Source organism: Pseudomonas tumuqii (assembly GCF_013184545.1).
Classification (GTDB): domain Bacteria; phylum Pseudomonadota; class Gammaproteobacteria; order Pseudomonadales; family Pseudomonadaceae; genus Aquipseudomonas; species Aquipseudomonas tumuqii.
This window is the reverse complement of record NZ_JAAOJA010000001.1, coordinates 355,255-378,722: the sequence shown is the minus strand read 5'-3', so window position 1 is coordinate 378,722 and position 23,468 is coordinate 355,255. Positions and strand designations below refer to the sequence as shown.

The 23,468-nt window shown below is 66.0% G+C and carries 24 protein-coding genes; 10 read left to right on the top strand and 14 right to left on the bottom strand.

Going from position 1 to position 23,468, the window contains the following annotated elements; all coding sequences use genetic code 11:
- Positions 1-152: 152 nt before the first annotated feature.
- Positions 153-1,094, bottom strand: a complete 942-nt coding sequence (locus G9C89_RS01665) for an alpha/beta hydrolase (protein WP_172143703.1) — start codon at positions 1,092-1,094, stop codon at positions 153-155.
- Between the two features lie 19 nt (positions 1,095-1,113).
- Positions 1,114-2,556: a coniferyl aldehyde dehydrogenase gene (locus G9C89_RS01660; RefSeq protein ID WP_172143701.1), complete on the bottom strand. Its 1,443-nt coding sequence runs from the start codon at positions 2,554-2,556 to the stop codon at positions 1,114-1,116.
- A 336-nt stretch (positions 2,557-2,892) separates the two neighbouring features.
- Here G9C89_RS01660 and G9C89_RS01655 point away from each other — a divergent pair, with 336 nt between their 5' ends.
- Positions 2,893-3,384, top strand: coding sequence for a MarR family winged helix-turn-helix transcriptional regulator (locus G9C89_RS01655; RefSeq protein WP_172143699.1), 492 nt, complete (start codon positions 2,893-2,895; stop codon positions 3,382-3,384).
- A 181-nt stretch (positions 3,385-3,565) separates the two neighbouring features.
- Here G9C89_RS01655 and G9C89_RS01650 read toward each other — a convergent pair whose 3' ends face one another.
- From G9C89_RS01650 to G9C89_RS01605, 10 genes are all read right to left on the bottom strand, one after another.
- Entirely contained in the window at positions 3,566-4,813 is a 1,248-nt protein-coding gene (locus tag G9C89_RS01650; RefSeq protein ID WP_172143696.1) for a thiolase family protein, read from the bottom strand.
- 2 nt (positions 4,814-4,815) lie between these two features.
- On the bottom strand, positions 4,816-6,621 hold the full coding sequence (locus G9C89_RS01645; protein WP_172144817.1) for a feruloyl-CoA synthase: 1,806 nt from the start codon (positions 6,619-6,621) through the stop codon (positions 4,816-4,818).
- 226 nt (positions 6,622-6,847) lie between these two features.
- Positions 6,848-8,296, bottom strand: coding sequence for an aldehyde dehydrogenase (locus tag G9C89_RS01640; RefSeq protein ID WP_172143694.1), 1,449 nt, complete (start codon positions 8,294-8,296; stop codon positions 6,848-6,850).
- A gap of 192 nt (positions 8,297-8,488) precedes the next feature.
- Positions 8,489-9,319, bottom strand: coding sequence for a p-hydroxycinnamoyl CoA hydratase/lyase (locus G9C89_RS01635; RefSeq protein WP_172143692.1), 831 nt, complete (start codon positions 9,317-9,319; stop codon positions 8,489-8,491).
- Positions 9,320-9,626: 307 nt separating this feature from the next.
- Positions 9,627-10,022 carry a 4-carboxymuconolactone decarboxylase gene (pcaC, locus tag G9C89_RS01630; protein WP_172143690.1) on the bottom strand — a complete coding sequence of 132 codons (396 nt, stop codon included), beginning with the start codon at positions 10,020-10,022 and terminating at the stop codon, positions 9,627-9,629.
- A gap of 132 nt (positions 10,023-10,154) precedes the next feature.
- Complete coding sequence (locus G9C89_RS01625; RefSeq protein WP_172143688.1) at positions 10,155-11,507, bottom strand: 3-carboxy-cis,cis-muconate cycloisomerase; 1,353 nt, start codon at positions 11,505-11,507, stop codon at positions 10,155-10,157.
- Positions 11,508-11,558: 51 nt separating this feature from the next.
- Positions 11,559-12,167, bottom strand: coding sequence for a protocatechuate 3,4-dioxygenase subunit alpha (pcaG, locus tag G9C89_RS01620; RefSeq protein WP_172143686.1), 609 nt, complete (start codon positions 12,165-12,167; stop codon positions 11,559-11,561).
- Positions 12,168-12,179: 12 nt separating this feature from the next.
- The gene (pcaH, locus tag G9C89_RS01615) at positions 12,180-12,899 is read right to left on the bottom strand and encodes a protocatechuate 3,4-dioxygenase subunit beta (RefSeq protein WP_172143684.1); all 720 of its coding nucleotides are present in this window, start codon (positions 12,897-12,899) and stop codon (positions 12,180-12,182) included.
- A gap of 119 nt (positions 12,900-13,018) precedes the next feature.
- Positions 13,019-13,951, bottom strand: coding sequence for a pca operon transcription factor PcaQ (pcaQ, locus tag G9C89_RS01610; protein WP_172143682.1), 933 nt, complete (start codon positions 13,949-13,951; stop codon positions 13,019-13,021).
- A gap of 213 nt (positions 13,952-14,164) precedes the next feature.
- A complete protein-coding gene (locus tag G9C89_RS01605; protein ID WP_172143680.1) occupies positions 14,165-14,551 on the bottom strand; it encodes a DUF4345 domain-containing protein in 387 nt (128 codons plus the stop codon).
- Between the two features lie 132 nt (positions 14,552-14,683).
- On the opposite strand from G9C89_RS01605, the gene G9C89_RS01600 reads away from it, so the two are divergent.
- From G9C89_RS01600 to ypfJ, 3 genes are all read left to right on the top strand, one after another.
- Positions 14,684-15,118, top strand: a complete 435-nt coding sequence (locus G9C89_RS01600; protein WP_172143678.1) for a DUF411 domain-containing protein — start codon at positions 14,684-14,686, stop codon at positions 15,116-15,118.
- A 15-nt stretch (positions 15,119-15,133) separates the two neighbouring features.
- Positions 15,134-16,006, top strand: coding sequence for a PhzF family phenazine biosynthesis protein (locus G9C89_RS01595; RefSeq protein WP_172143676.1), 873 nt, complete (start codon positions 15,134-15,136; stop codon positions 16,004-16,006).
- A gap of 69 nt (positions 16,007-16,075) precedes the next feature.
- Positions 16,076-16,951: a KPN_02809 family neutral zinc metallopeptidase gene (gene ypfJ / locus G9C89_RS01590; RefSeq protein WP_172143674.1), complete on the top strand. Its 876-nt coding sequence runs from the start codon at positions 16,076-16,078 to the stop codon at positions 16,949-16,951.
- A 94-nt stretch (positions 16,952-17,045) separates the two neighbouring features.
- Here ypfJ and G9C89_RS01585 read toward each other — a convergent pair whose 3' ends face one another.
- Together G9C89_RS01585 and G9C89_RS01580 are read right to left on the bottom strand one after the other, a co-directional pair.
- On the bottom strand, positions 17,046-17,933 hold the full coding sequence (locus G9C89_RS01585; RefSeq protein ID WP_172143672.1) for a PA4780 family RIO1-like protein kinase: 888 nt from the start codon (positions 17,931-17,933) through the stop codon (positions 17,046-17,048).
- 99 nt (positions 17,934-18,032) lie between these two features.
- Positions 18,033-18,923 (bottom strand): LysR family transcriptional regulator, encoded by an 891-nt coding sequence (locus tag G9C89_RS01580; protein ID WP_172143670.1) that lies wholly within the window; start codon positions 18,921-18,923, stop codon positions 18,033-18,035.
- Between the two features lie 100 nt (positions 18,924-19,023).
- Between G9C89_RS01580 and G9C89_RS01575 the strand changes: the two genes are divergently transcribed.
- From G9C89_RS01575 to G9C89_RS01550, 6 genes are all read left to right on the top strand, one after another.
- Positions 19,024-19,665, top strand: coding sequence for an NAD(P)-dependent oxidoreductase (locus tag G9C89_RS01575; protein ID WP_172143668.1), 642 nt, complete (start codon positions 19,024-19,026; stop codon positions 19,663-19,665).
- Between the two features lie 160 nt (positions 19,666-19,825).
- A complete protein-coding gene (locus G9C89_RS01570) occupies positions 19,826-20,107 on the top strand; it encodes a DUF2218 domain-containing protein (protein WP_172143666.1) in 282 nt (93 codons plus the stop codon).
- 158 nt (positions 20,108-20,265) lie between these two features.
- The gene (gene ada, locus G9C89_RS01565; RefSeq protein ID WP_172143664.1) at positions 20,266-21,315 is read left to right on the top strand and encodes a bifunctional DNA-binding transcriptional regulator/O6-methylguanine-DNA methyltransferase Ada; all 1,050 of its coding nucleotides are present in this window, start codon (positions 20,266-20,268) and stop codon (positions 21,313-21,315) included.
- Between the two features lie 119 nt (positions 21,316-21,434).
- A complete protein-coding gene (locus G9C89_RS01560) occupies positions 21,435-22,286 on the top strand; it encodes a MaoC family dehydratase (protein ID WP_172143662.1) in 852 nt (283 codons plus the stop codon).
- 48 nt (positions 22,287-22,334) lie between these two features.
- On the top strand, positions 22,335-22,640 hold the full coding sequence (locus G9C89_RS01555; RefSeq protein ID WP_172143660.1) for a nucleotide pyrophosphohydrolase: 306 nt from the start codon (positions 22,335-22,337) through the stop codon (positions 22,638-22,640).
- Positions 22,637-23,386, top strand: coding sequence for a methyltransferase domain-containing protein (locus tag G9C89_RS01550; RefSeq protein ID WP_172143658.1), 750 nt, complete (start codon positions 22,637-22,639; stop codon positions 23,384-23,386). Before G9C89_RS01555 ends, G9C89_RS01550 begins: the two co-directional genes overlap by 4 nt.
- Positions 23,387-23,468: the final 82 nt, after the last annotated feature.

The following is a 23,468-nucleotide window of genomic DNA, read 5'->3' as shown; positions in this document are numbered from 1 at the left end:
GTAAACGCCTGTGTCGCCGCGCAAGCACCGTCAGGTAGGAGCCAGCTTGCTGGCGATCAACAAACAAGCGCCAACAATTTTCGGTCGTCTGGATCGTCGGATCGCCAGCAAGCTGGCTCCTACAAGTGTGGGGTCATTTCCGCATTTGGACGTTAGGCCAGCGCGCTGGCACCACTCACACCGACCTCCTCCCCCGCCCCAACCCGAAACGCCCCACGCAACCCATCCTCGATCAACTGCCAGGCCTGCTCCGCCGAGTCGTCCGGTCCCAGGTGGGTAAACATATGGTCGCAGCCGGCGAACATTCGCTCGTTCACCGCCACCCCGGCCTGGCGCAGCTTCTCGGCGTAGGCCTCGCCTTCAGCGCGCAGGATGTCGTACTCGGCGGTGATCAGGGTGGTAGCCGGCATGCCGCGCAATTCGTCGACCGTCGCCAGCAACGGCGAGGCCAGCGGATCATTGGCCTGGGCCGGATCGCTCAGGTAACAACGATTGAAGAAGCGCACCAGACCGGCGCCGAGCAAGGGTTTGTCGAGGCTCGAAACTTTCAACGCGGGGTCCTGGGCCAGGTCAAGTACCGCATAGTCGATCAGCTGATGCACCACCCGTAGCCGCTGATGCCCGCGCGCCAGCTTGGCCACGCCGGTGGCCAGGTTGCCGCCAGCGCTGTGTCCGCCGACGGCGATTCGCTGCGGATCGATGCCCAGCGTCTCGGCCCGTTCCACCAGCCACTCGAGCACCGCAAAGCTCTGCCGTAAGCCGGCGGGGAACGGACACTCCGGCGCCAGCACATAATCCAGATTGACCACCAGGCAACCGAGGTTATGCGCCAGGCGGCGGCAGTAACTGTCGTCATGTTCCGGCACCCCGGCGACGAAGCCGCCGCCATGCAGATTCAGATACACCGGCAAGGGCTGCGCGGACTCTGTGATGGGCCAATAGAGTAGCGCCCGCGCCGGCCCCCAGGCGGTCGGGATGAATTCCTCGGCGACCGCGCGCAACGGATACTGCGCCGCGTCGTAGATAAATTTCCCTTTCATGCGCTTGGCCAAGGCGCGCAATAACTTGGCCTTGAGGCTTTGTAATAGCTTCATGATTTGGCTCCTTAACGACTCAATTAGCGGTCAGCAGTTGATCCAGCAGACCATGAATCATCTCGCCGTAAGGCGCGCGCATCGCCAGGTTGGATTCACCAATCGGGCTCTGCACCACCACCGCCTTGGCATGGCTGAAGGTGCGGAAACCATAGACACCATGATAGGCGCCCATGCCCGAGTGGCCGACGCCGCCGAACGGCAACTGCTCGAACAATACATGGCTCATGACGTCGTTGATCACCACTGCGCCCGAGGTGGTGCGTTCCAGCACTTGCTGGCGCTCGTCGGCATCCTCGCCGAAGTAATAGGCCGCCAGGGGCCGCGGCTGGGCGTTGACGTAGTCGATCGCCTCGGCAAAGTCGCGGTAGGTCTTGATCGGCAGCAGCGGGCCGAAGATCTCCTCGCGCAGTACCTGCATTGCATCTCTGGTGTCGAGCACCAGGGTCGGGGCGATCTTGCGAGTCTCGCGGTCGCTCAGGTCTTCCTGCGCCGGATTGATCTCGACCAGGCGTGCGCCCTTGGCCTGGGCATCGGCGAGGTAGCTGAGCAGGCGGTCGAAGTGACGCGGGTTGATGATCGAGGTGTAGTCGGGGTTGCTGCGCAGGGTTGGGTACATCGCACCGACAAAGCGCACGGCCTCGGCGACGAAGTCACTCAGCGACTCTTCCGGCAGCAGCAGATAGTCCGGGGCCAGGCAGATCTGCCCGGCGTTGAAGGTCTTCACCGTCATCACCCGCTGCACCACGGTGGCGAGGTCGGCGCTACGCGAGACCAGCACTGGCGACTTGCCGCCCAGCTCCAGGGTCACCGGCACCAGGTTGTCCGCGGCGGCGCGCATGATGTGCCGCCCGACCGCGGTGCCGCCGGTAAAGATCAGGTGATCGAAGGGCTGCGCACTGAACAGCGCACCGACCTCGGCGCTGCCCAGTACGGTGCTCAGCTCGTTGACGTCGAAGTAACGGGCGATCAGCTCGGCGAGCAACGCCGAGGTGCGCGGGGTCAGCTCGGAGGGCTTGAGCATGGCGCGGTTGCCGGCGGCGAGGATGCTCGCCAGCGGACCGAAGGCCAGCACGATGGGAAAATTCCACGGACTGATCACCCCGACCACGCCCAGCGGCTGGTAGTCGACCCGCGCTTCGCAGCCGGGGAACGGCGCCGGATGGGACTCGACCTGCAGCCACTCGGCCAGGTGCTCGCGGCAATGCTTGAGGCTGGCCACCGAGCCGGCGATATCGGACAGCAGGGTCTGTTCGCGGCTGCGGTTGCCGAAGTCTGCGGACACCGCCGCGACTAGCTCTTCACGGTTCTCCAGCAACAGGGCGATCGCCCGGTCGAGGCGGTCGCGGCGCAGCTCCAGACTGGCCGGCCCCTCGACCAGATGGGCCTGTTTCATGGCGGCGAGGGCCGTAGCGAGTTGTTCGGCGCTGACCGCCGCAGCCTGGTGACCGAGAATGCTCATGGCGTAGTTTCCTGCTGGTTGAATTGTTATTAGCCAGCACTAAGTGCTGGACAAGCCGGCACCTCTACCGACTCGCTGGATGGAGTATGGCAAAAAACACGACAAAGGAAACCAATAAGTTTCCTTAATTTTTAATTTCTGACTAGAGGTCTACAACCAATAGATAAGCGCCTCTACGGATAAACCTGGGTAGCGCCGACTCAGCACACTGCTTACCCATAAACGCCGCCGGCGGTTTAAGCAACTGGCCAAAACCTGGCTATTGGTGCGAAACTGATTAGGTTTATTAATCAGTAGCCCATTTCGGCAACCCACAGCGAGCCCCGGTCCCAGCCAATGGCCAAGAAGAATTCCTCCGTCACAGAAGCGAACGGCCCGATCACCGAGCCGAGCGACACCCTGCTCAGCCAGCTGATCGGCTACGCCCTGCGCCGCGCCCAGTTGAAGGTCGCGCAGAATCTGGTCGAGCAACTCAACCCCTTCGACCTGCGTCCCGCCCAGTTCTCCGCCCTGCTGATCATCGAGGCCAGCCCCGGCCTGATGCAGACCGACCTGGCGAGCATCCTCGCCATCGAGCCGCCGCAGGTGGTGACCCTGCTGAACAAACTGGAAAAACTCGGCCTCGCCGTGCGCGTGCGCTGCAAGCCGGACAAGCGCTCCTACGGCATCTTCCTCAGCAAGGCCGGGGAAACCCTGCTCAAGCAACTCAAGGAAATCGCCGCCTCCAGCGACCGCGAGTCCACCGCCGCGCTCGACGACGGCGAACGCCAGCAGCTGCTGCAGTTGCTGCACAAGGTCTATCGGCAGGACAGTACCGCCACGGACTAAGTGCATGGCCGTAGGGTGGATGGCGCTCTTTCCATCCACCAATCGCGGCACCGGCAATAGCCGCAATGGTGGATGAAAAAGGCGTCATCCACCCTACCCCTCTCTTGTAGCCCGGATGCAATCCGGGGAAAGATTGCGCGGCCAACAACGCTTCCCGGATTTCATCCGGGCTACAGGGTTGTTAACGCCTTTCGAACTCTGGATTTTCGATCAACACCGCCATACCCTGACCGCCGCCGATGCAGGCGGCGGCGATGCCGTAGCGCTGGTTGGCGGCGCGCAGTTGCCGGGCCAGGCTCAAGGCCAGACGCAAGCCGGTGGCGGCCAGCGGATGGCCGAGGGCAATGGAGCCGCCTTGCGGGTTGAGGCGCTGCGGGTCGAGCTGCAGCTCACGCTGCACCGCCAGCACCTGGGCGGCCTGGGCTTCGTTGATTTCGAAGCGGGCGATATCGTCCAGACGCAGGCCGCTGCGCGCCAGCAACAGGCGGATCGCCGGAGCCGGGCCGATACCCATCAACTCAGGTGCCACCCCCACCACAGCAGTCGCCAGCAATCGCGCCAGTGGCCTGCGCCCCGCTGCCGCGCTGGCGGAGGCGACCAGGGCCGCCGCCGCGCCATCGACCACCGCGCAACTGTTACCGGCGGTCTGTACGCCGCCGGCATGGATCGCACGCAGGCGCGATAACGCCGTCAGGCTGGTCGGCCGCGGATGGCTGTCCTGCGCGAGCGATTCGACTCCCCGCGGCAAGGCGATGCCACGGGTCTGATAGCCGTCCAGCGCGAAGGATTCGCTGTGCACACTGACGATCTCGCCGGCAAACACACCCGCGCCCTGCGCCGCCAGGGCCAACTCGAAACTGCGCAAGGCATAGGCATCGGCCTCTTCGCGAGCGATGCCATAACGCCGTGCCAGATTCTCCGCGGTGCCGATCATGTCGATACCGGCGGCCGGGTCGAACAGCGCCTCCCAGAGGAAATCCTTGAACTCGACCCCGGCACCGAGGCGGAAACCGCCGCGGTGGGTGTAGGCTGCAATCGGGTTGCGCGACATCGACTCGCTGGCGACGCACAGGGCCAGCTCGGCTCCCCCGGCGGCGAGCTGCTCGCCGGCCTGGCGCAGCAGTTCGAAACCTGTGCCGCAGATACGTTGCACGCCCAGGGCCGGCACCGTCTGCGCCACGCCGCTGTACAGGCCGATATGGCGCGGCAGCAGGTAGGCGTCGAAACTCGCCTGGGCCACGCAACCGGCCAATACCGAATCCACCGCCGCCGGGTCGATGGCGGCGCGACTCAGCACTTCGCGGCCGACCTTGATCCCCAGGTCGGTCGGCGAAACCAAACCCAGGGCCCCGCCGTAATCGCACCAGGGGGTGCGCACGGCCTCAAGCATCAGCACATCGTCGAACGCCGAATAGAGGCCCGCACTCATGCTCAGCGCTCCGCCGTTACCCGCTGCGGATCTGCGCCCTGGTAGAGGGCCTCGATTCGCTCGGCGCGACAGCTGAGGATCACCCGCTGGTTGAGCGAGCCCTTGTCGGTGACCTCGCCCTTGTCCAGCGATGGCGGCTCGCTCATCAGGCAGGCCCAAGCCAGGCGCGAGGCGCTGCCGGTGGCCTGCCGGTTGAGGCGTTCGAGCAGCTCGCCCAGCCAGGTCCGCACCTTGGCCGAGGCCAACACCTGTTCGGCCGTGGCACCGTCCGGCAAACCAGCCAGTTCGCGACAGGCCGCCAGCTGCGGGAACACCAACAGACCGATGCACTCGCGGTTCGGCGCGGTCACCACCACGTCCTGGATATAGGGCGCGCCGGCCATGATCACCCGCATGCGCAGCGGGCCGACGCTGACGAACACCCCGGTATTGAGCTTGAAGTCCTCGGCGATGCGGCCGTCGAACATCAGGCCCCATTCCGGGTGCTCGGGGTCGGCCAGCTTCAGCGCATCGCCGGAGCAGTAGAAGCCTTCCTCGTCGAAGGCCGCGGCGCTCTGCTCGGGCGAGCGCCAGTAGCCGGGCATCACATGGGGGCCACTGAAACGCCCTTCCAGCTTGCCGTCCACCGGCATCAGCTTGACCTCGCAACCCGGTGCCGGCAGGCCGACGTAGCCGGCCATGGCCAGCGGCCCGGTGGTGAAGGTGCAGGACGGCGAGGTCTCGGTCATGCCGATCCCCGCCATCATGCGGATGCGTTCGCCGCAATGCGCCTCGGCCACCGCATCGAGGCGATCCCAGACTGCCTGCGACAGCCCGGCGCCGGCGAAGAACAACAGCTTGATCCGGACGAAGAAGGTCTCGCGCAGCTCGGCATCCACCTCCAGGGCGGCGACCAGCTCTTCCCAGCCCTTGGGCACGGTGAGGTAGGCGGTTGGCGAAATCTCGCGCAGGTTGTCCAGGGTCTCGGCGAAATGCTGCGGGGTCGGCTTGCCGTCGTCGATATACAGGGTGCCGCCGTTGTACAGCACGATGCCGACGTTATGGCTGCCGCCGAAGGTGTGGTTCCACGGCAGCCAGTCGACCAGCACCGGCGGCGCCTCGCCGAACACCGGGAAGGTCTGCAGGAGCATCTGCTGATTGGCGCAGAGCATGCGCTGGGTGGTGATCACCGCCTTGGGCAGCTTGGTCGAGCCGCTGGTGAAGAGGAACTTGGCGATGCTATCGGGGCCGGTCGCGGCGAAGGCCGCATCCGCCTCATCGCAGGCCTCGACGCCGAGCAGGCTGGCGAACGAGCGGCACTCGCGCCCCGCCACTTCGCCCGCGGTCAGCAGCAAGGGCGTGGCGGCCGGCACCACCGCTTCGATGGCGCGGGCGAAGGCCTGGCCATCGGCGGCGAACACCAACCCCGGCTGCAACAGCATGCAGATGTGCTGCAGCTTGGTGTAGTCCTGGGCCACCAGCGAATAGGCCGGCGACACCGGGCAATAGGGCACGCCGAGATACAGGGCGGCGCAGGCCAGTTGCAGGTGTTCCAGGTCGTTACCGGAGAGAATCAGCAGCGGACGCTCGACCGACAGATCGAAATCCAGCAGACCCTGGGCGATGCTGCGCACGCGCCGGAGCATCTCGGCATAGCTGATCCGTTGCCACTCGCCATCGGCGCCGCGGCGGGCGATAAAGGTCTGCTCGGGACGCTCCTCGGCCCAGCGCAGCAGACGCTCGAGCAGGCGCTGCGGATACGCCTGCAGCGGCTCCAACGCCTGCATATACAGCGCCTGCCCGGCCTGGCGCAGTTGCACCGCCGGCATGCCGATCGATACCGGCCGGTAGACCGGCTCGACGCGACCGCTAGATGGGTTGTTCACCTGTGAAACTCCTCCGCAAAGCGCGCCCTGGGCGTCCGAGCGCGCCACCCCATGGGTGCGCGGCCGGGCCTGGGCCGATTGTTCTTATAGTGCTGTTTTGCGCCAACTCTCAGAGCCTGCTATGAATCTACGCCCTCTGGCCGACGCGCAGCAGACCCTTGGCAGCTTTTCAGATCGGGTAGTGACGCGGCCCGTTCTGAATGGTCACCCAGCGCAACTGGGTGAAGAAATCGATCGAGGCCTTGCTGCCGAAGCTGCCGTAGCCACTGGCTTTGACCCCGCCGAAGGGCATCTGCGCCTCGTCGTGCACGGTCGGGCCGTTGATATGACAGACGCCCGACTCGACCCGCTGTGCCAGCAACAGGGCGCGCGACACGTCGCGACTGAAGATCGCCGCCGACAGACCAAACTCGGAGTCGTTGGCCAGGCGCAGCAACTCTTCGTCGCCCGCCCCGCGCAGCACCACCGCCACCGGGCCGAAGGATTCCTCGTGGTACAGGCGCATATCCCGGGTGACGCCGTCGAGCAGGGTCGCCTGCATGATGCTGCCGTCCAGCTGGCCGCCGGTGACCAGGCGCGCGCCCTTGGCCAGGGCATCGTCGACCAGCGCCTTGATCCGCTGTCCGGCCGAGGCGTCGATCAGCGAGCCGAGCACCGAGGCGCCATCCTGCGGATCGCCGGCACGCAGGCTGGCGACCTTGCTCGCCAGCTTGCCGACAAAGGCATCGGCCACCTGGGCATCCACCACCAGCCGTTCGGTGGACATGCAGATCTGCCCCTGGTTGAAGTAGGCACCGAAGGCCGCGGCCTCCACTGCCGCATCCAGGTCAGCATCCTCCAGTACCAGCAACGGCGCCTTGCCGCCCAGCTCCAGCAGTGCCGGCTTCAGGTGCCGCGCCGACAGCTCGCCGATGATCCGCCCGACATGGGTGGAGCCGGTGAAATTCACCCGGCGCACCGCCGGATTGGCGATCAGCCGGGCGACGATGGCCGGCGCATCTTCTGGCGCGTTAGTGATCACGTTGACCACGCCGTCGCCGAGGCCGGCGTCCTGCAATACCTGGCCGATCAGCCGGTGCACCGCCGGGCTCAGTTCGGATGCCTTGAGCACCAGGGTATTACCGCAGGCCAGCGGCATGGCCAGCGCCCGGGTACCGAGAATCACCGGCGCGTTCCACGGCGCGATACCGAGCACCACGCCGCAGGGCTGACGCAGGGCCATGGCGAAGCTGCCGGGCATATCGGACGGGATCACCTCGCCCTGAATCTGCGTGGTCATCGCCGCCGCCTCGCGCAGCATGCCGGCGGCCAGGTGTACGTTGAAGCCGTACCAGTTGGCCATCGCCCCGGTCTCGCCGGCCAGCGCGAGGAACTCCGGCGCCCGCTCTGCGAGCAGCTCGGCGGCCCTGAGCAGACGCGCGCGCCGCTCGTTGGGCGCCAGCGCGGCCCAGGCCGGAAACGCCGCCTGCGCCGCGGCCACGGCGGCATCGGCATCTTCCAGGGTGGCGGCGGCGACCCGCGACACCACTGCGCCGGTGACCGGGTTGCAGCGCTCGAACACGCGGCCATCGGCAGCCGGTCGCGACTGACCGCCAATCAGCAAAGGCACCTCGAACATGGGGAATTCCTCTTGTTGTGCTTGTTCTGGCGGGCAGGCTCTAGTGTGCTGCCTCGCAATAATCCATTGCTCAAGCGACTACAGCTGGCCGGTGTAGGGTGCGCTGCGCGCACCACTGGCAACCGGGTGTCTGGTGCGCGCAGCGCACCCTACGAGCCGGAGTCATCGAAACAATATTTTTGAGACAGCACGCTAGCGCTTGTAGGCCTGCAGACCCGGCTTAATGCTCTTCTCATCGAGGAACTGCTTCATGCCCTGTTCACGGCCGCCTTCGGTATCGAGCAGGCGCGACTGGTCGAGCTTGGCGTACAGGTAATCCTCGTTCTGCTCCCAGGTCAGTTCGCGGCAGCGCTTGAAGCCGATCTTCGCCGCACGCATCACCACCGGGTTTTTCTCCAGCAGGTTGCGCGCCAGCTCGATGGTGGTTTCACGCAGTTGCGCCAGCGGCACGCTCTCGTTGACCAGGCCCATCTGCGCGGCTTTCTGCCCGTCGAAGGTCTTGCCGGTCATGATGTAGTACAGCGACTGGCGGTGGCCGACGGTATCGGCCATGGCCTTGCTCACCAGGTTGCCCGGTGGAATGCCCCAGTTGATTTCCGACAGACCGAAGGTCGCCTCGTCGGCGCAGATCGCCAGGTCGCAGGCCACCAGCGGGCTGAAGCCACCGCCGAAGCACCAGCCATTGACCATGGCGATGGTCGGCTTGGTGTACATGCGCAGCAGCTTCCACTGCCATTGCGAGGCCTCGCGACGGATCTTCTCCTGGAGGATTTCCGGGCCGGCGTCGATCTCGCGGAAGTACTCCTTCAGGTCCATGCCCGCGGTCCAGGCTTCGCCGGCGCCGGTCAGCACCAGCACACCGACGTTTGCATCCTGCTCCAGGGTCTCCAGCACCTCGACCATTTCGCGGTTCAGGGTCGGGCTCATGGCGTTGCGTTTTTCCGGGCGATTGAGGATGACCCAACCGATGCCCTCTTCGATCTCGACCTTGACGGTTTTCCAACGGTTTTCGTAGCTGCTCATCTCTCACCTCTTGTCTTGGCTGTTAGCGCCTGGAGACAAAATTACCCTGCGAATATAGTTATGTCAATTAACTATATTCGCGAATTTCATCCTGTGAAAAACAAGAAATACCGCCACAACCATGATTTAACAGCTAGAAATCCAAGGGATAGAGGGAAGAACGCGTGAACAGACAGAGAATTACATTAATAAACATAACCTTATTGTCAGGTCGCATGAGGAGCGCAGCGACAAAGCAACCAGCCAAAACGAAAAAACCGCCGAAACAGCGCAAAGGTTGCCGGCGGTTCGAGGGGAAGGGTGGCGATCAGTCCTGCAGCGATTCCACGCCCAGCTCGTCCCACACCTCTTCGGCCAGGTGGAAGCTGGCGTTGGCCGCCGGGATGCCGCAGTAGATGGCGCTCTGCATCAGCACCTCCTTGATCTCGTCGCGGGTCACGCCGTTGTTCTTCGCCGCGCGCAGGTGCAGGCGCAACTCGCCCTCACGGTTCATGCCGATCAGCATGGCGATGGTGATCAGGCTGCGGGTATGCCGCGGCAGCCCGGGGCGGGTCCAGATATCACCCCAGGCGTGGCGGGTGATCATGTCCTGGAACTCTTCGTTGAACGGCGTGATGTGCTGCAGGCTGCGGTCGACATGGGCATCGCCCAATACTGCGCGGCGGACCTGCATGCCGGCTTGGTAACGTTGTTTCTCGTCCATTTCCAGCTCCGGGTAAGAGGTGGTGCGCGCGGCGCACCCTACGGGCGAATCGCGGCCCGGGTAGGGTGCGCTGTGCGCACCAGGGTAATCACGGCTGACAACTATCCACTCCTAGTGAAATAACTGTGGCCTTTAACTATTCAGGGCTCGATGCTCGGCCAGGGCGCGTGCCACCCAGCGTTGCGCCTGACCCAGGTAATGGGCGGGGTCGAGCAGGCGATCCAGTTCGGCGGCGCTCAGCTGGGCGCCGACCTCGGCATGCTCGCCCAGCACCTCGCGCAGATGGCGCTGCTCGGCGATGGCCTGGCGGCAGCACTGTTCGATCAGGTGATGGGCCTTATCGCGGCCGATGCGCTGGGCCAGGGCGATGCTCACCGCCTCGGCCAGCAGCAGGCCGCGGGTCAACTCGAGGTTGCTGCGCATCCGCGCGCTGTCCACCTCCAGGCCGGGCACGGCGAGCAGCGCCTGCTGCAGCGCCCCGGAAACCAGGCCGCACAGCTCGGGCAGGGTCTGCCATTCGGCATGCCACAGGCCCAGGCTGCGCTCGTGCTCCTGGGGCATGGCGGCGAACAGGGTCGCGACCAGCCCCGGGGCGCGGGTGGCGGCGGCAATCAGCACCGCCGCACCGATCGGGTTGCGCTTGTGCGGCATGGTCGAGGAGCCGCCCTTGCCCGCCGCCGACGGTTCGAAGACTTCCGCCACATCGGTTTGCATCAGCAGGCTCAGATCGCGCCCCAGCTTGCCCAGGCTGCCGGCGATCAGGCCGAGCAACGCGGCGAACTCCACCAGGCGATCGCGCTGGGTGTGCCAGGGCTGGTCCGGCAGGGCCAGCTGCAGCTCCTCGGCCAGCGCCTCGGAGACCGGCCAGGCCTGCTCGCCCAACGCCGCCAGGGTGCCGGCCGCGCCGCCGAACTGCAGCACCAGCAGACGCGGCTTGAGTTCGGCCAGACGCTGGCGGTGGCGGGTGATGGCGCCCAGGCTGCCGGCCAGCTTCATGCCCAGGGTCACCGGGGTGGCGTGTTGCAGCCAGGTGCGCCCGGGCAGCACGCTGTCGACATGACGCTCGGCCTGCAGCGCCAGAGCCTCGGCCAACTGCGCCAGATCGGCGTCGAGCAGCGCGCAGGCCTGGCGCAGTTGCAGCACCAGGCCAGTGTCCATCGCATCCTGGCTGGTGGCGCCGAGATGGACATAGCGTTCGGCCTGCGGGTCAGCCGCCGCGATCTGCCGGCCCAGCGCCTTGACCAGCGGAATCGCCGAATTGCCGGCCAGGGCAATGGCCTCGGCCAGTTCGGCAAAGTCATAGCGCTCGGCACGGCAGGCCGCCTCGATCGGGGCCACCGCGCCGTGCGGAATCAGGCCGACACGGGCTTCGGCGCGGGCCAGGGCCGCCTCGAAATCGAGCATGCCCTGGACCCGCCCGGTGTCGGAAAACACCGCCCCCATGGCGGCGCTGATGAAGTAACGGTCGAACAGTTGGTTGCTCAAGAGCGCTTTATCCTCACAGATGCCTGCCTCGCCTACGTTTTCATCAGTCTGCTAGAAATCGAAGAACACCGTCTCGCCTTCGCCCTGAATGCGGATATCGAAACGATAGGCGGTTTTACCGTCCAGCTCGCAACGTTTGGCGATCAGGGTTTCGCGGCGCTGCGGCTGCTCGATCAGGTTGAGCACCGGATCCTGGGCGTTGGCCTCAGCCTCGTCGTCGAAATACAGACGGGTCTGCAGGTGGATATTGATCCCCCGGGCAAACAGGCTGATGTTGACGTGCGGCGCCATGGCGACCCCGGCGGCATTGAGCACCACACCCGGTTTGATCGTCTGCACCGTCCACTCGCTGCCGGCATCGAAGGTGGTGGCGGTGCGGGCGAAGCCGTTGAAGGGCTTTTCCAGGTCGAAGTCCGGCTGGTAATGGCCCAGGTGATCGGCCTGCCACAACTCGAGGAAGGAGTCGCGCACCAGGTGGCCATTGCCGTCGTAGACCTGGCCGATCAGGGTGATGTGCTCGCCCGGCGCATCGGCCTTGGCCATCTGGTTCCAGATTTCCTGGTCGCGGCTCGGATTACCGGCAGCCGCCAGGGCCAGGCCGATGTGCACGTAGGGGCCGGCAGTCTGCGAAGGGGTTTCCGCCAGCAGTTCGATAGGCATGCGCGTGCCTCCTCAGCAATTTTCGAAGTGGGTTTTGCGCTGACCGCGCAGGACGATGTCGAAGCGGTAGGCCAGGCAATCCATGGGATTGGCCGCGCTCATGTCGAGCTTGGCGATCAGGCTCTGTACCGCATCCGGGTTGGCGATCGACTTGACAATCGGGCACAGCGGGATCAGCGGGTCGCCTTCGAAATACAGCTGGGTGATCAGCCGGGTGGCGATCGACGGGCCGCTGATGGAAAAGTGGATATGCGCCGGACGCCAGTCGTTCGGGCCGTTGCGCCATGGATAGGGGCCGGGCTTGACGGTGCGGAAGCTGTAGCGGCCTTCGCTGTCGGTCAGCGCGCGGCCGACACCGCCGAAATTGGGGTCGAGCGGCGCCAGGTAGCGGTCATTCTTGTGCCGATAGCGGCCACCGGCATTGGCCTGCCACATCTCCACCAGGGTATGCGGGATCGGCTTGCCGTGCTGGTCCATGACCCGGCCGCTGACCAGGATGCGCTCGCCCACCGGCAACCCGCCGTTGTTGAAGTTGAGCAGCAGGTCATTGTCGTGCCGGCCCATCTGCAGGTGGGAAAAATCCGGCCCGCTGGTTTCCGAGATCGACTGCGGGATGCTCACCAGCGCCTGGCGCGGCGAACGGGCAATCGAGGTCTTGTAGTCGGGAGTGAAGGCTTTCGGGTGCCAGTTGCGATCACGGATGACGAAACGGCAGTTGTCCTCGGCGGGCATGGCGCGCTCCTGCTTGTTGAGAGAATGGCGTCGGCCTGTCGAACAGGCAGTGACCGCAGTCTCGAACAAACGACAGCGCGCGAAAATTGAAAAGACCGCCGCACTACATAACCATTTGGTTATGTGAAAAGCCCCGCGCGGTACTCCCCCGCCACCTCGCGCAACACCTCGCAGAAGTCCAGCGCCGGCAGCGGCAGGGGCAAGGCGCTATTGCTGCAGATGCCCACGGAGCCGCCCGGTTCCTCGATACCCAAGGCCAGCTCGGCCAGTTCGCCATGCCGTACATCCAGACGCACGGCGTCCTGCGGCGCGACCCAGACCGCCTCGCTGGACAGCACATAGCGCCGGCTCAGGGCCAGCGACAGGGTTTCCAAGCGCTGCCGCGCGGGGCTGACGCCGCATTGCACGAACAGGCTGTCGGCATGCTTGCGAATGGTGGTGCCGGCCAGCGGCAACACCAGCGGGTAATCGCCCAGGCGTCCCAGTGCCGCGGCACCGGCGCTTGACAGCGGATGCCCGGGGCGCACCACCAGGGTCATCGACTCGCTGTACAGGTGCTCGAAGGTCAGCCCCTGGATATCCGGACTGTCGGTCATGCGCCCGACCACCAGGTCGAGGTCGCCGACCCGCAATTGCGCCAGCAGATAGGCACTCGGTCCCGTGGCAATGCTCACCACCAGGGCCCCGTGGCGCTGATGCAGGCGCCGCACCACCTCGGGAATCAGCAGGCTTTCGACCGTCGACAGCACCCCCACCCGGACCTGCCCGGCGTCATGCTCGCCCGCGCGCAGGCTGTTGACCCCATCGCGCAGCGCCTGCACACAGGGCCCGGCGTAACGCATGAAGGCCACCCCGGCCGCGGTCAGGCTGACCGGGCCCTTGCCGCGCTCGAACAGCGAGGCCGCGAGAATCTCTTCCAGTTCCTTGAGCGTCTTGGAAATCGCCGGCTGACTCACCGCCAGCGCATCGGCGGCCTTGGCAAAACTGCGCTGGCGGGCGATCTCGAGAAAGCAGACCAGGTGGCGGAACTTGATGCGGGTGTCGACATTCATCGGATCAGCCTGACGCTCCTGATGCCGTACCGGGCGCTTGGATGTGCCGATACGACAGGTCAATGGGTACGGCGAAACTTAACACGACCTGCCTCAGCGGCCGCATGCAGGTCGGTACGCCAACCAACCAGGCTCCACCTCAACAGGCAGCTGCCTTGTATCGCCGGCGGCCCCGGATCAGTACTCAACCCCCGGCAGCCCGGCGCAGCAAAACTACTGCCGATTCAACCCGCGCAGGGCCCAGAAGGCCAACCCGGCGGAAACCACCTCGATCAGCAAGGCCAGCAGGTTGAAGGTCTGCTGGGCGCCGCCGTCCAGCCACAGGCCACCGATGCGCGCCAGCGCCAGCGAGCTGTACAGCAGCACCAGCAGGATCAGGGCGGCGCGGGTCAGCTCGAGGCGGCTGAGGGCCAAGGCCAGGAATGCCGCCAGGCCGATCTGCAGGCCGCCGTAATAGGCGCGCACATCGGTCGCCGCGGCAGGCGCCATCAGCAGCATGCCACTGAGGTTGGCCATCTCGTGGGGCCGAACGAAGTAGGCCAGGCCCAAACCGGCCAGCGCCACCAGCTGAATGACTAGAATCACCCGTGCAAACAACATCGCCAGCTCCCTTGTCCCGATAATCGTCCACGCAGCATAGGCTGCCTGCCACGTATCCGGATACAGCCACTGATTTGGCTCCCTGCCGGGACAGCGCTATGCTCGGCCAACGATCCACAGTGGAGTGCCAGCATGCGTCCGTTAATCCTTATCGCCGGTCTGTTCGCCGGCCTCGCCCAGGCCGCCGAACCGATCAGCATCGACGTGCACCGCGACGCCAATTGCGGCTGCTGCAAGGCCTGGATCAGCCATCTGCAGGACAACGGTTTCAGCGTCAACGACCATGTCGAAAGCGACATGAGCGCGGTCAAGCAGCGCCTCGGCGTGCCGCCGCGCCTGGCCTCCTGCCATACCGCGGTGATCGACGGCAAGTTCGTCGAGGGCCACGTGCCCGCGGCCGACATCCTCAAGCTGCGCCAGCAGCCGGACCTGCTCGGCGCCGCCGTACCGGGCATGCCGGCCGGCTCGCCGGGCATGGAGATGGGCGATCGCCAGCAGGCCTACCAGGTCATCGGCCTCGATCAGCAGGGCAAGGAGCGGGTACTCGGCGACTACCCGGGCAACTGATCGTAAGGAGCACCCATGTCACCGTTGGTTTACTGGCAACTCGATGTATTCGCCGAGCGGCCGCTGGCCGGTAACGGCGTAGCGGTATTTCCCGATGCGCGCCAGCTGACGCCGGCCGCCATGCAGGCGCTGACCCGCGAGTTGCGCCAGTTCGAGTCGATCTTCCTGCTGCCCGGCAGCGACCCGCAGGTCCAGGGCGCGCGAATCTTCACCCTGGAGGAGGAACTGCCCTTCGCCGGCCATCCGATCCTCGGCGCGGCCGCCTTGCTGCACCACCTGCAGGACCCGGCCACGGACGCCGAATGGACCCTGCAGCTGGCCGCCAAGAGCGTGCACCTGCTTACCCGCCGCCAGGAGCGGGGCTTCTACGCGCAGATGGACCAGGGAGTGGCCGAATTCGCGGCGCAGCTCGCCCCTGTGCAAGCCCAGGTGATCGCCGAGGCCTTTGGCTTGAGCGGCGCACAGCTGGATCGCCGCTACCCGGCCAGCGTGGTCAGCACCGGCCTGCCCTACCTGATCCTGCCGGTCACCGCCCAAGGCCTGGCCCAGGCCAGGCAGCAGCGCACGCTGGACGCCGAGCTGGCGACCCATGGCGCCGCCTTCGTATTCCTGCTGGACGTGGATAACCACGAAGGACGCACCTGGGATCCTTTCGGCGTCATCGAAGACATCGCCACCGGCAGCGCCGCCGGCCCGGTGGCAGCCTTCCTGGTGGAACACGGCCTGCATCGCCGCGCCGCGCCCTTCAGCCTCAACCAGGGACGCTTCCTCGGCCGTCCCAGCAGGCTGGATGTCTGCCTCGGCAGCGACGACCGGGTCAGCGTGGGCGGCAGCGTGCAACTGCTGGCACGCGCCGAGTTACGGGTGGACCCGCGGGAACTGACCTGATAGCCGGGCTGGCGGCGGCAGGACAGTGCGACGACACTGAAGGCCAGTAAATGGCGAAGGGAGCCGGGCATGCGCTGGAAACGGGCAAGACGCAGCGACAACGTGGTGGATGCGCGCGGTAGCGGTGGAGGGAGGCGCTTTGGCGGGGCCAAGGGCCTGAGCCTCGGCGGGGTCGCCGCCGTGGTGATCATCGGTTTGCTGATGGGCCAGGATCCGCTGCAGATTCTCGGCCAGCTGGCCGGCCAGGCCACCCAGACCAGTTCGCTCGACCCGCGGCAGAGTGCGCCACCGGCGGCCAACGATGAACAGGCGGAGTTCGTCCGCGCCATCCTCGGCGACACCGAGGACACCTGGCGCGAGATCTTCCAGAGCGCCGACCGTCAATACCGCGACCCGACCCTGGTGCTGTTCCGCGACGGCGTCGACTCGGCCTGTGGCTTCGCCGACTCGGCGGTCGGCCCCTTCTACTGCCCCGGCGATCAGCGGGTCTACCTGGACCTGGCGTTCTTCCGCGAACTGGAACAACGCTTTGCCGCCGCCGGCGACTTCGCCCAGGCCTATGTGATTGCCCATGAGGTGGGCCATCACGTGCAGACCCTGCTCGGCGTCTCGGCCAAGGTGCAGGCCGCACGCCAGCGCGGCGAACGCATGGAGGGCGATAACGGCCTGCTGGTGCGTCAGGAATTGCAGGCCGATTGCCTGGCCGGGATCTGGGCCCATCACGCCCAGCGCCGCCTCGACTGGCTGGAACCGGGCGACATGGAAGAGGCGCTGAACGCCGCCAATGCCATCGGCGACGACCGTCTGCAGAAACAGACGCGCGGCCAGGTGGTGCCGGACTCCTTCACCCACGGCACCTCGGCGCAGCGCATGCGCTGGTTCAAGCTCGGCTTCGAACAGGGTCAAGTCGGCCGTTGCGATACCTTCCAGGTGGCGCGGCTGTAGACCCAACCCGGAGCAAATCCGCGAGAGGTGGTGTCCTTGATTGCTTTCCCCGGATCGGATCCGGGTTGCAACGGCTAGCCGCCGCACCCCTCGACTATTGCGCCCAGGGCGGCGGCGGTTCTTCGCCGAGGGGCGCGTCTTCGGCATTCAGCAGGGCCTGGCGACGCGCTTCTTCGGCCAGGGTGGCCTTGATCTCGCGCATCACCGCATCGATATCGGCGGCCTCTTCAGGATCGTCGAACTCGCCGGTCAGCTGACTGTCCGGGGTCAGCTCGCCGGCCTCGTACAGCGCCCACATTTCCTTGGCGTACTTGCTGAACTTGAGTTCCGGGGCGAACTGGCCGAAATAGGCGGCCATATTGCCGACATCGCGTTCGAGCATGCTGAAAGCATGGCTGTTGGCAGCGGCATCGACCGCTTGCGGCAGGTCGATGATCACCGGGCCTTCAGGGCCCAGCAGCACGTTGAACTCGGACAAGTCGCCATGCACCAGGCCGGCGCAGAGCATCTTGACCACTTCACCGATCATGAAGGCATGGAATTCGCGGGCATCTTCCGGGTGCAGGTCGACATCGTTGAGGCGCGGCGCAACATTGCCCTCATCGTCTAGGACCAGCTCCATCAGCAACACGCCCTCGAGGAAGTCGTAGGGCTTGGGCACCCGCACCCCGGCGCCGGCCAGATGGAACAAGGCGGCCACTTCGGCGTTCTGCCAGGAGTCTTCCTGGCCCTTGCGGCCGTACTTGGTGCCCTTGGTCATGGCCCGCGTATCGCGGCTGCTGCGCACCTTGCGGCCTTCCTGGTAGACCGCTGCCTGACGGAAACTGCGCTTGTTGGCCTCCTTGTAGACCTTGGCGCAGCGCAGCTCATCACCGCAGCGCACCACGTACACTTCGGCTTCCTTGCCACTCATCAGCGGGCGCATCACCTCGTCGACCAGACCAGCCTCGACCAGGGGTTCAATACGTTTTGGCGTCTTCATTAGCTTTAATCGTGGGTCCTGTGTTGCCCTATTCGCGTATACCGCCCGTTATACGGCAATCCTCGGGCAGCGCCCAGCCCACGGATCGCCATGTGTCCATCAGGCGACCAATAAATGCTGACGCAGCGCCTCGATGGCATAGCGCACCTTGGCCGGCTGGGCCTCGCGGCGCGGGGTGACCAGATAGATGCCGAACGGCGGCAACTGCCAGTCCGGCAGCAGCACGCGCAGGCTACCGGCGGCCAGCTCCCCGCGAATTTCCTGCTCCGGCTGCAACGAGATACCCATGCCGGCCAAGGTGAAATGGCGCACGGCGAGGATGTTGTTGCAACTCACCCGGCTCTCGATGCGCAGTTTCTGCACCTCGTCGCCGGGCCCTTGCAGGGTCAGCATGCTGTTCTGCAGGTCGCGGTTCAGCGCCAGCCAATCCTGGCCGACCAGATCCTCCGGGCGGCTTATCGACGGTTTGCGCGCCAGGTAGCTCGGCGCTGCGCACAGCAGCATGCGCGAATCGCCGATATGCCGCGCCACCAGGCTGGAGTCCTGCAGGGTGCCGACACGAATGGCCAGGTCGATGCGCTGCTCGATCAAATCGATCTGCTCGTCATGGAACAACAGGGTCAGGCTCAGGCCACTGTGCGCCTGCAACAGCGGCGCCAGCGCCGCGCTGATCGGCCGCCCGGAAAACCCCACCGGCGCGGCGATGCGCAACTCACCCACCGGCGCATCGCGCAGTTCGGCCAGGCGCTGCTCGGCCTGCTGGGCCAGCGCCAATACCTGAGCACAGCTCTGGTAGAAAGTGGCACCGGCCTCGGTCAGGGTCAGCTTGCGCGTGGTGCGGTGCAGCAGGCTGACCTGGGTGCTGTCCTCCAGCTTGCGTATCTGCTGGCTGACCGCCGAGGCGGTCATGCCGAGCACCTCGGCAGCCGCGACCATGGAGCCGCGATCGACCACGGTGGCGAAGATCGCCATGCGCTTGAGCTGCTCCATTAGTAAGCCCTGCTTAATAGTGAAAGTCTTTTTAGCCTATTTTTCTGATCTTTATCCAGCTGCGATTATCTGTCTCCACGAAACTTACCGGGAGACACCCATGAAACTCGCCCTGATCGGCGCCAGCGGCTTCGTTGGCGCAGCCATCCTGCAGGAAGCCCTGAACCGTGGCCACCAAGTCACCGGCATCGTCCGCCATCCAGAAAAACTGCCGACGCATGCGGCGCTGACCGCCGTGGCCGGCGATGCCTATGACGCCGACGCCCTGGCCCGCACCCTGGCGGGCCACGATGCGGTGATCCACGCCTTCAACCCGGGCTGGGGCCAGGCAAATATCCGCGAGCTGTTTATCCAGGGCAGCCAAGCCATCTACGCCGCGGTCAAGCAGGCCGGGGTCAAGCGTCTGCTGGTGGTCGGTGGTGCCGGCAGCCTGTATGTCGCGCCGAACCTGCAACTGCTCGACACGCCGGACTTCCCCGACGAGTACAAGGAAGGCGCCGAAGGCGCGCGCCAGGCCCTGAAGCTGATCCAGGGCGAAACCACACTGGACTGGAGCTTTGTCTCGCCACCTGCCCTCCTGCACCCGGGCGAGCGCACTGGCCAGTTCCGCATCGGCGGCGATCAGTTGCTGATGAAGGGCGAAGCGCCGGCAGGGATTTCCGTGGCCGACCTGGCGGTGGCAATCATCGATGAGCTGGAGCGCCCGCAACATATCCGCCAGCGTTTTACCGTCGGCTATTGAGCCAAAGTCCGCAGCGATTTGAATCCATGAGCAGCGTTGGCGGTCGCAGGCGCGGCCGGGCGACGTTCGGCTTTAGCCGCGAGGTTTGTCGATGATTCGGTTTGTTTCGCGGATCAATCCGCTCCTGCAGCAGCGGTCTTACCCATTCCCTGGAGAACCCATGACCCTAACCGCCACCAGCCATGTACCTACCGCCACCCCGGGGCGCTATATCGGCCGCCTGTGCAAGCACTTCGCCCACAAGATCCCGGTGAGTTTCGATGAGCAGCAGGGCCGTATCGAGTTCGCCTTCGGCCTGGCGCTGCTGGATGCCGAGCGCGATGGCCTGCGCCTGACCGTGCAGAGCGCGGACCACGCGCAACTGGAAAAGCTCAAGCAGGTGGTCGCCAGCCACTTCGAGCGCTTCGCCTGGCAGGAGGCGCTGAGCCTCGACTGGCACTGAACAGCAGCTGGCGGCGGCCTCGCTATGGTGCTCGATATTTTCACGACCGCTGAGGAACTTGAAGCGCAATCCGGACAGCACACTTTGAAAGTGCAATTCGCATTGGCGTGCTCGGCGCAAGGGTCGACAATCGACTCATCATTCTGCGGAGCCGCGCCATGCTCGACACCGATCTTTGCTGGCAAGCCGTCTGCGCACGCGATGCCGCGCGCGATAACCAGTTCGTCTTCGCCGTGCGTTCCACCGGCATCTATTGCCGGCCGAGCTGTCCGGCGCGAAGGCCACGGCGCGACAACGTCAGCTTTCATGCCACCGCGGCGAGCGCCGAAGCGGCGGGGTTTCGCCCGTGCAAACGCTGCTTGCCGCAGGGCGCCAGCCCGGCCGAACAACTCGATCAACTGGTCGCCGCCGCCTGCCGCCTGCTGGTCGAACCGGACAAAACGCCCAGCCTCGCCCAGCTCGCCGCACGCATCGGCCTGTCGCCCTCGCACCTAGCCCGCGCATTCAAGGCGCGCACCGGGCTGACGCCGAAGGCCTGGGCCAATGCCCAGCGCCGCGCACACCTGGAGGCCGGCCTGGCGCAGGCCGGTTCGGTGCTGGATGCCGCGCTAGCCGCCGGCTACTCCGACACCAGAGCACTGTATCAACACCACGATGGCTTGAGCCCGGCGCAACGCCGGCGCCAGGCCGCCGGAGAAACCCTGCGCTACGCCATCGCCGCCTGTCCGCTCGGCCAGCTGCTGCTGGCCAGCAGCGCCAAGGGCGTCTGCGCCCTGCTGTTCGGCGACAGCCCCGAGGAGGTGGAAAGCGAGTTGCGCCAGCGCTTCGCCGCCGCCCGGCTGCAACGCGACGATGCCGGCCTGGGCGACTGGCTGCGCCAGGTCATCGGCCAAATCGAGGAACCGCAACGCGCCACGCAGTTGCCCCTGGACCTGCGCGGCACGGTGTTTCAGCACCAGGTGTGGCGCGCCCTGCAGCAAATCCCGGCGGGGCAGACGCGGCGCTATGGCGAACTGGCCGCCAGCATCGGCAGCCACCCGCGCGCGGTGGCGCGGGCCTGCGCGAGCAATCCGCTGGGCCTGCTGGTGCCCTGCCATCGGGTGATCGGCGCCGACGGCGGGTTGAGTGGCTACCGCTGGGGGCTGGCACGCAAGGCGGCGCTACTGCAGGGCGAAGCCCGCGCGCAGGACGAGACAACCAGCACCTAGCAGCCTCCCGGTTCAAGGCACAAGACGGTTTGACCACCGGGCCTGGAATCAAGCCAGGGCGAACAGGGTCAAACCAGTAGCAGACTAAGCTGCTGCCCTTGCGTCCAAGGAGTTTGCCCATGGCTAGCGACTGGCTCGACCTGCCCGCCCCACCCGCCCTGCCTGGCCTGTATCTGCGCGCCGCACTGCGCCGCGCAGTGACCGGCCGGACCCTGCCGAACCGGGGCCTGCGCTGCCAGGTCGAGGTCAACCCCGAGCATCTGGCGCGTTACCGGCAGATTTGCGGGTTTCGCGACGATGGCCGGCTACCCGCCACCTACCCGCACGTCCTGGCCTTTGCCCTGCAGCTGAAGCTGCTCACCGAACAAGGCTTCCCCTTCCCGCTGCTGGGCCTGGTGCACCTGGAAAATCGCATCCGGGTGATTCGTCCGTTGCGCGGCCTCGGGCCCTTCGTCGTCAGCGTGGCAGTGAACAACCTGGCCGCGCACGAAAAAGGCGCGGTATTCAGCCTGATCACGCGCCTGCAGGACCCGCTCGGGCCGCTCTGGGAGGGCGACAGCCGGATTCTCTGCCGCGACCTCACGCTGGAGGGGCCGGTTATCGAGCGCAGCGAGGAGGCCGCGCTGCAATTGCTCGAGGTCGACAGCTGGCAGGCCCCCGCCAACATCGGCCGCGCCTACGCCCGCGTGGCTGGCGACTACAACCCGATCCATCTCAGCGCGGCCAGCGCCAGGCTGTTCGGCTTCCCGCACGCCATCGCCCACGGTTTGTGGAACAAGGCGCGCAGCCTGGCGGCGCTGAGCCAACACCTGCCGGCCGCCGGCTATGCCATGGATGTGCGTTTCCACAAGCCGGTGCTGTTACCCGCCACGCTGCGGCTGCGCGCCAGCGAGCCGGCGGCCCATGGCCAGCTCAGCCTCACCGGCAAAGACGACCTGCCGCACATGGTTGGCAGCTGGCAGCTGATCTGACCCCGTGAAACAATGCGTTTCCACCCCAGCGCATCCCCCCGGAGCCGCATGAACCTGACCGAACTCACCACCCGCCTGCATGCCATCCGCGACCGCAACGACTGGCGGCAATTCCACAGCCCGAAGAACCTGGCCATGGCCGCCAGCGTGGAGATGGCCGAGCTGGTGGAGATCTTCCAGTGGCTGAGCGAGGCGCAATCGCGCCAGCTCGCCCCGGAGCAGCTGCAACACGCCGGCCAGGAGGTGGGCGATATCGTGCTCTACCTGTTGCTGCTGTGCAGCGAACTGGGGATCGACATGGAGCAGGCGGTGCGCGCCAAGCTGGCCGACAGCGAACGGCGGTTCACGCCATGAGCGACCGGCATTTCGATGAACTGGCGACGCGCTTCGCCGAGAAGATCTATGGCGGCGCCAAGGGCGCGATTCGCCTGGCGGTGCTCCAGGCCGACCTCGCCGAAGCCCTGCCGGATCGACCGCTGCGGGTGCTGGACATCGGCGCCGGCCTCGGCCATATGGCGCTGTGGCTGGCCGAACGCGGCCACCTGGTGACCCTCGCCGAACCCGCCGAACCGATGCTCGCCGGCGCCCGTGAGCGCTTCGCCGCGGCCGCTCAGCCGGCGACCTTCATCCAGGCGCCCTGGCAGGAACTGCTCGGCCAGCTCGAGCAACCCTATGACCTGGTGGTCTGTCATGCGGTGCTCGAATGGCTGGCCGAGCCGCAGGCCATCCTGCCGGTGCTGCAGCAACTCTGCGCGCCGGGCGGCTGGCTGTCGCTGGCCTTCTACAACAAGGACGCGCTGATCTACCGCAACCTGCTCAAGGGCCATTTCCGCAAGCTGCGCAAGGCCGAATTCGCCGGGGAAAAACAGAGCCTGACGCCGCAGCGGCCGATCGATCCGCGCGAGCTGGCGGCGCAACTCGAGGCCCATTGGCAGGTCGAAAGTCAGAGTGGCGTGCGGGTTTTCCACGACTACATGCCCCATGAGTTCCAGGCCAAGGCCGAGCTGATCGACCTGCTGGAAATGGAGCTGGCCTACCGCCGCCACCCAAGTTTTGCCGGTCTGGGCCGCTATCTGCACTGGATCTGCCGACCGCGCTGACTGCGGCGCACGAAGTCATAGCCCGGATGCAATCCGGGGGCATTGATCGAATTCCCGGATTTCATCCGGGCGACCGAGGGGC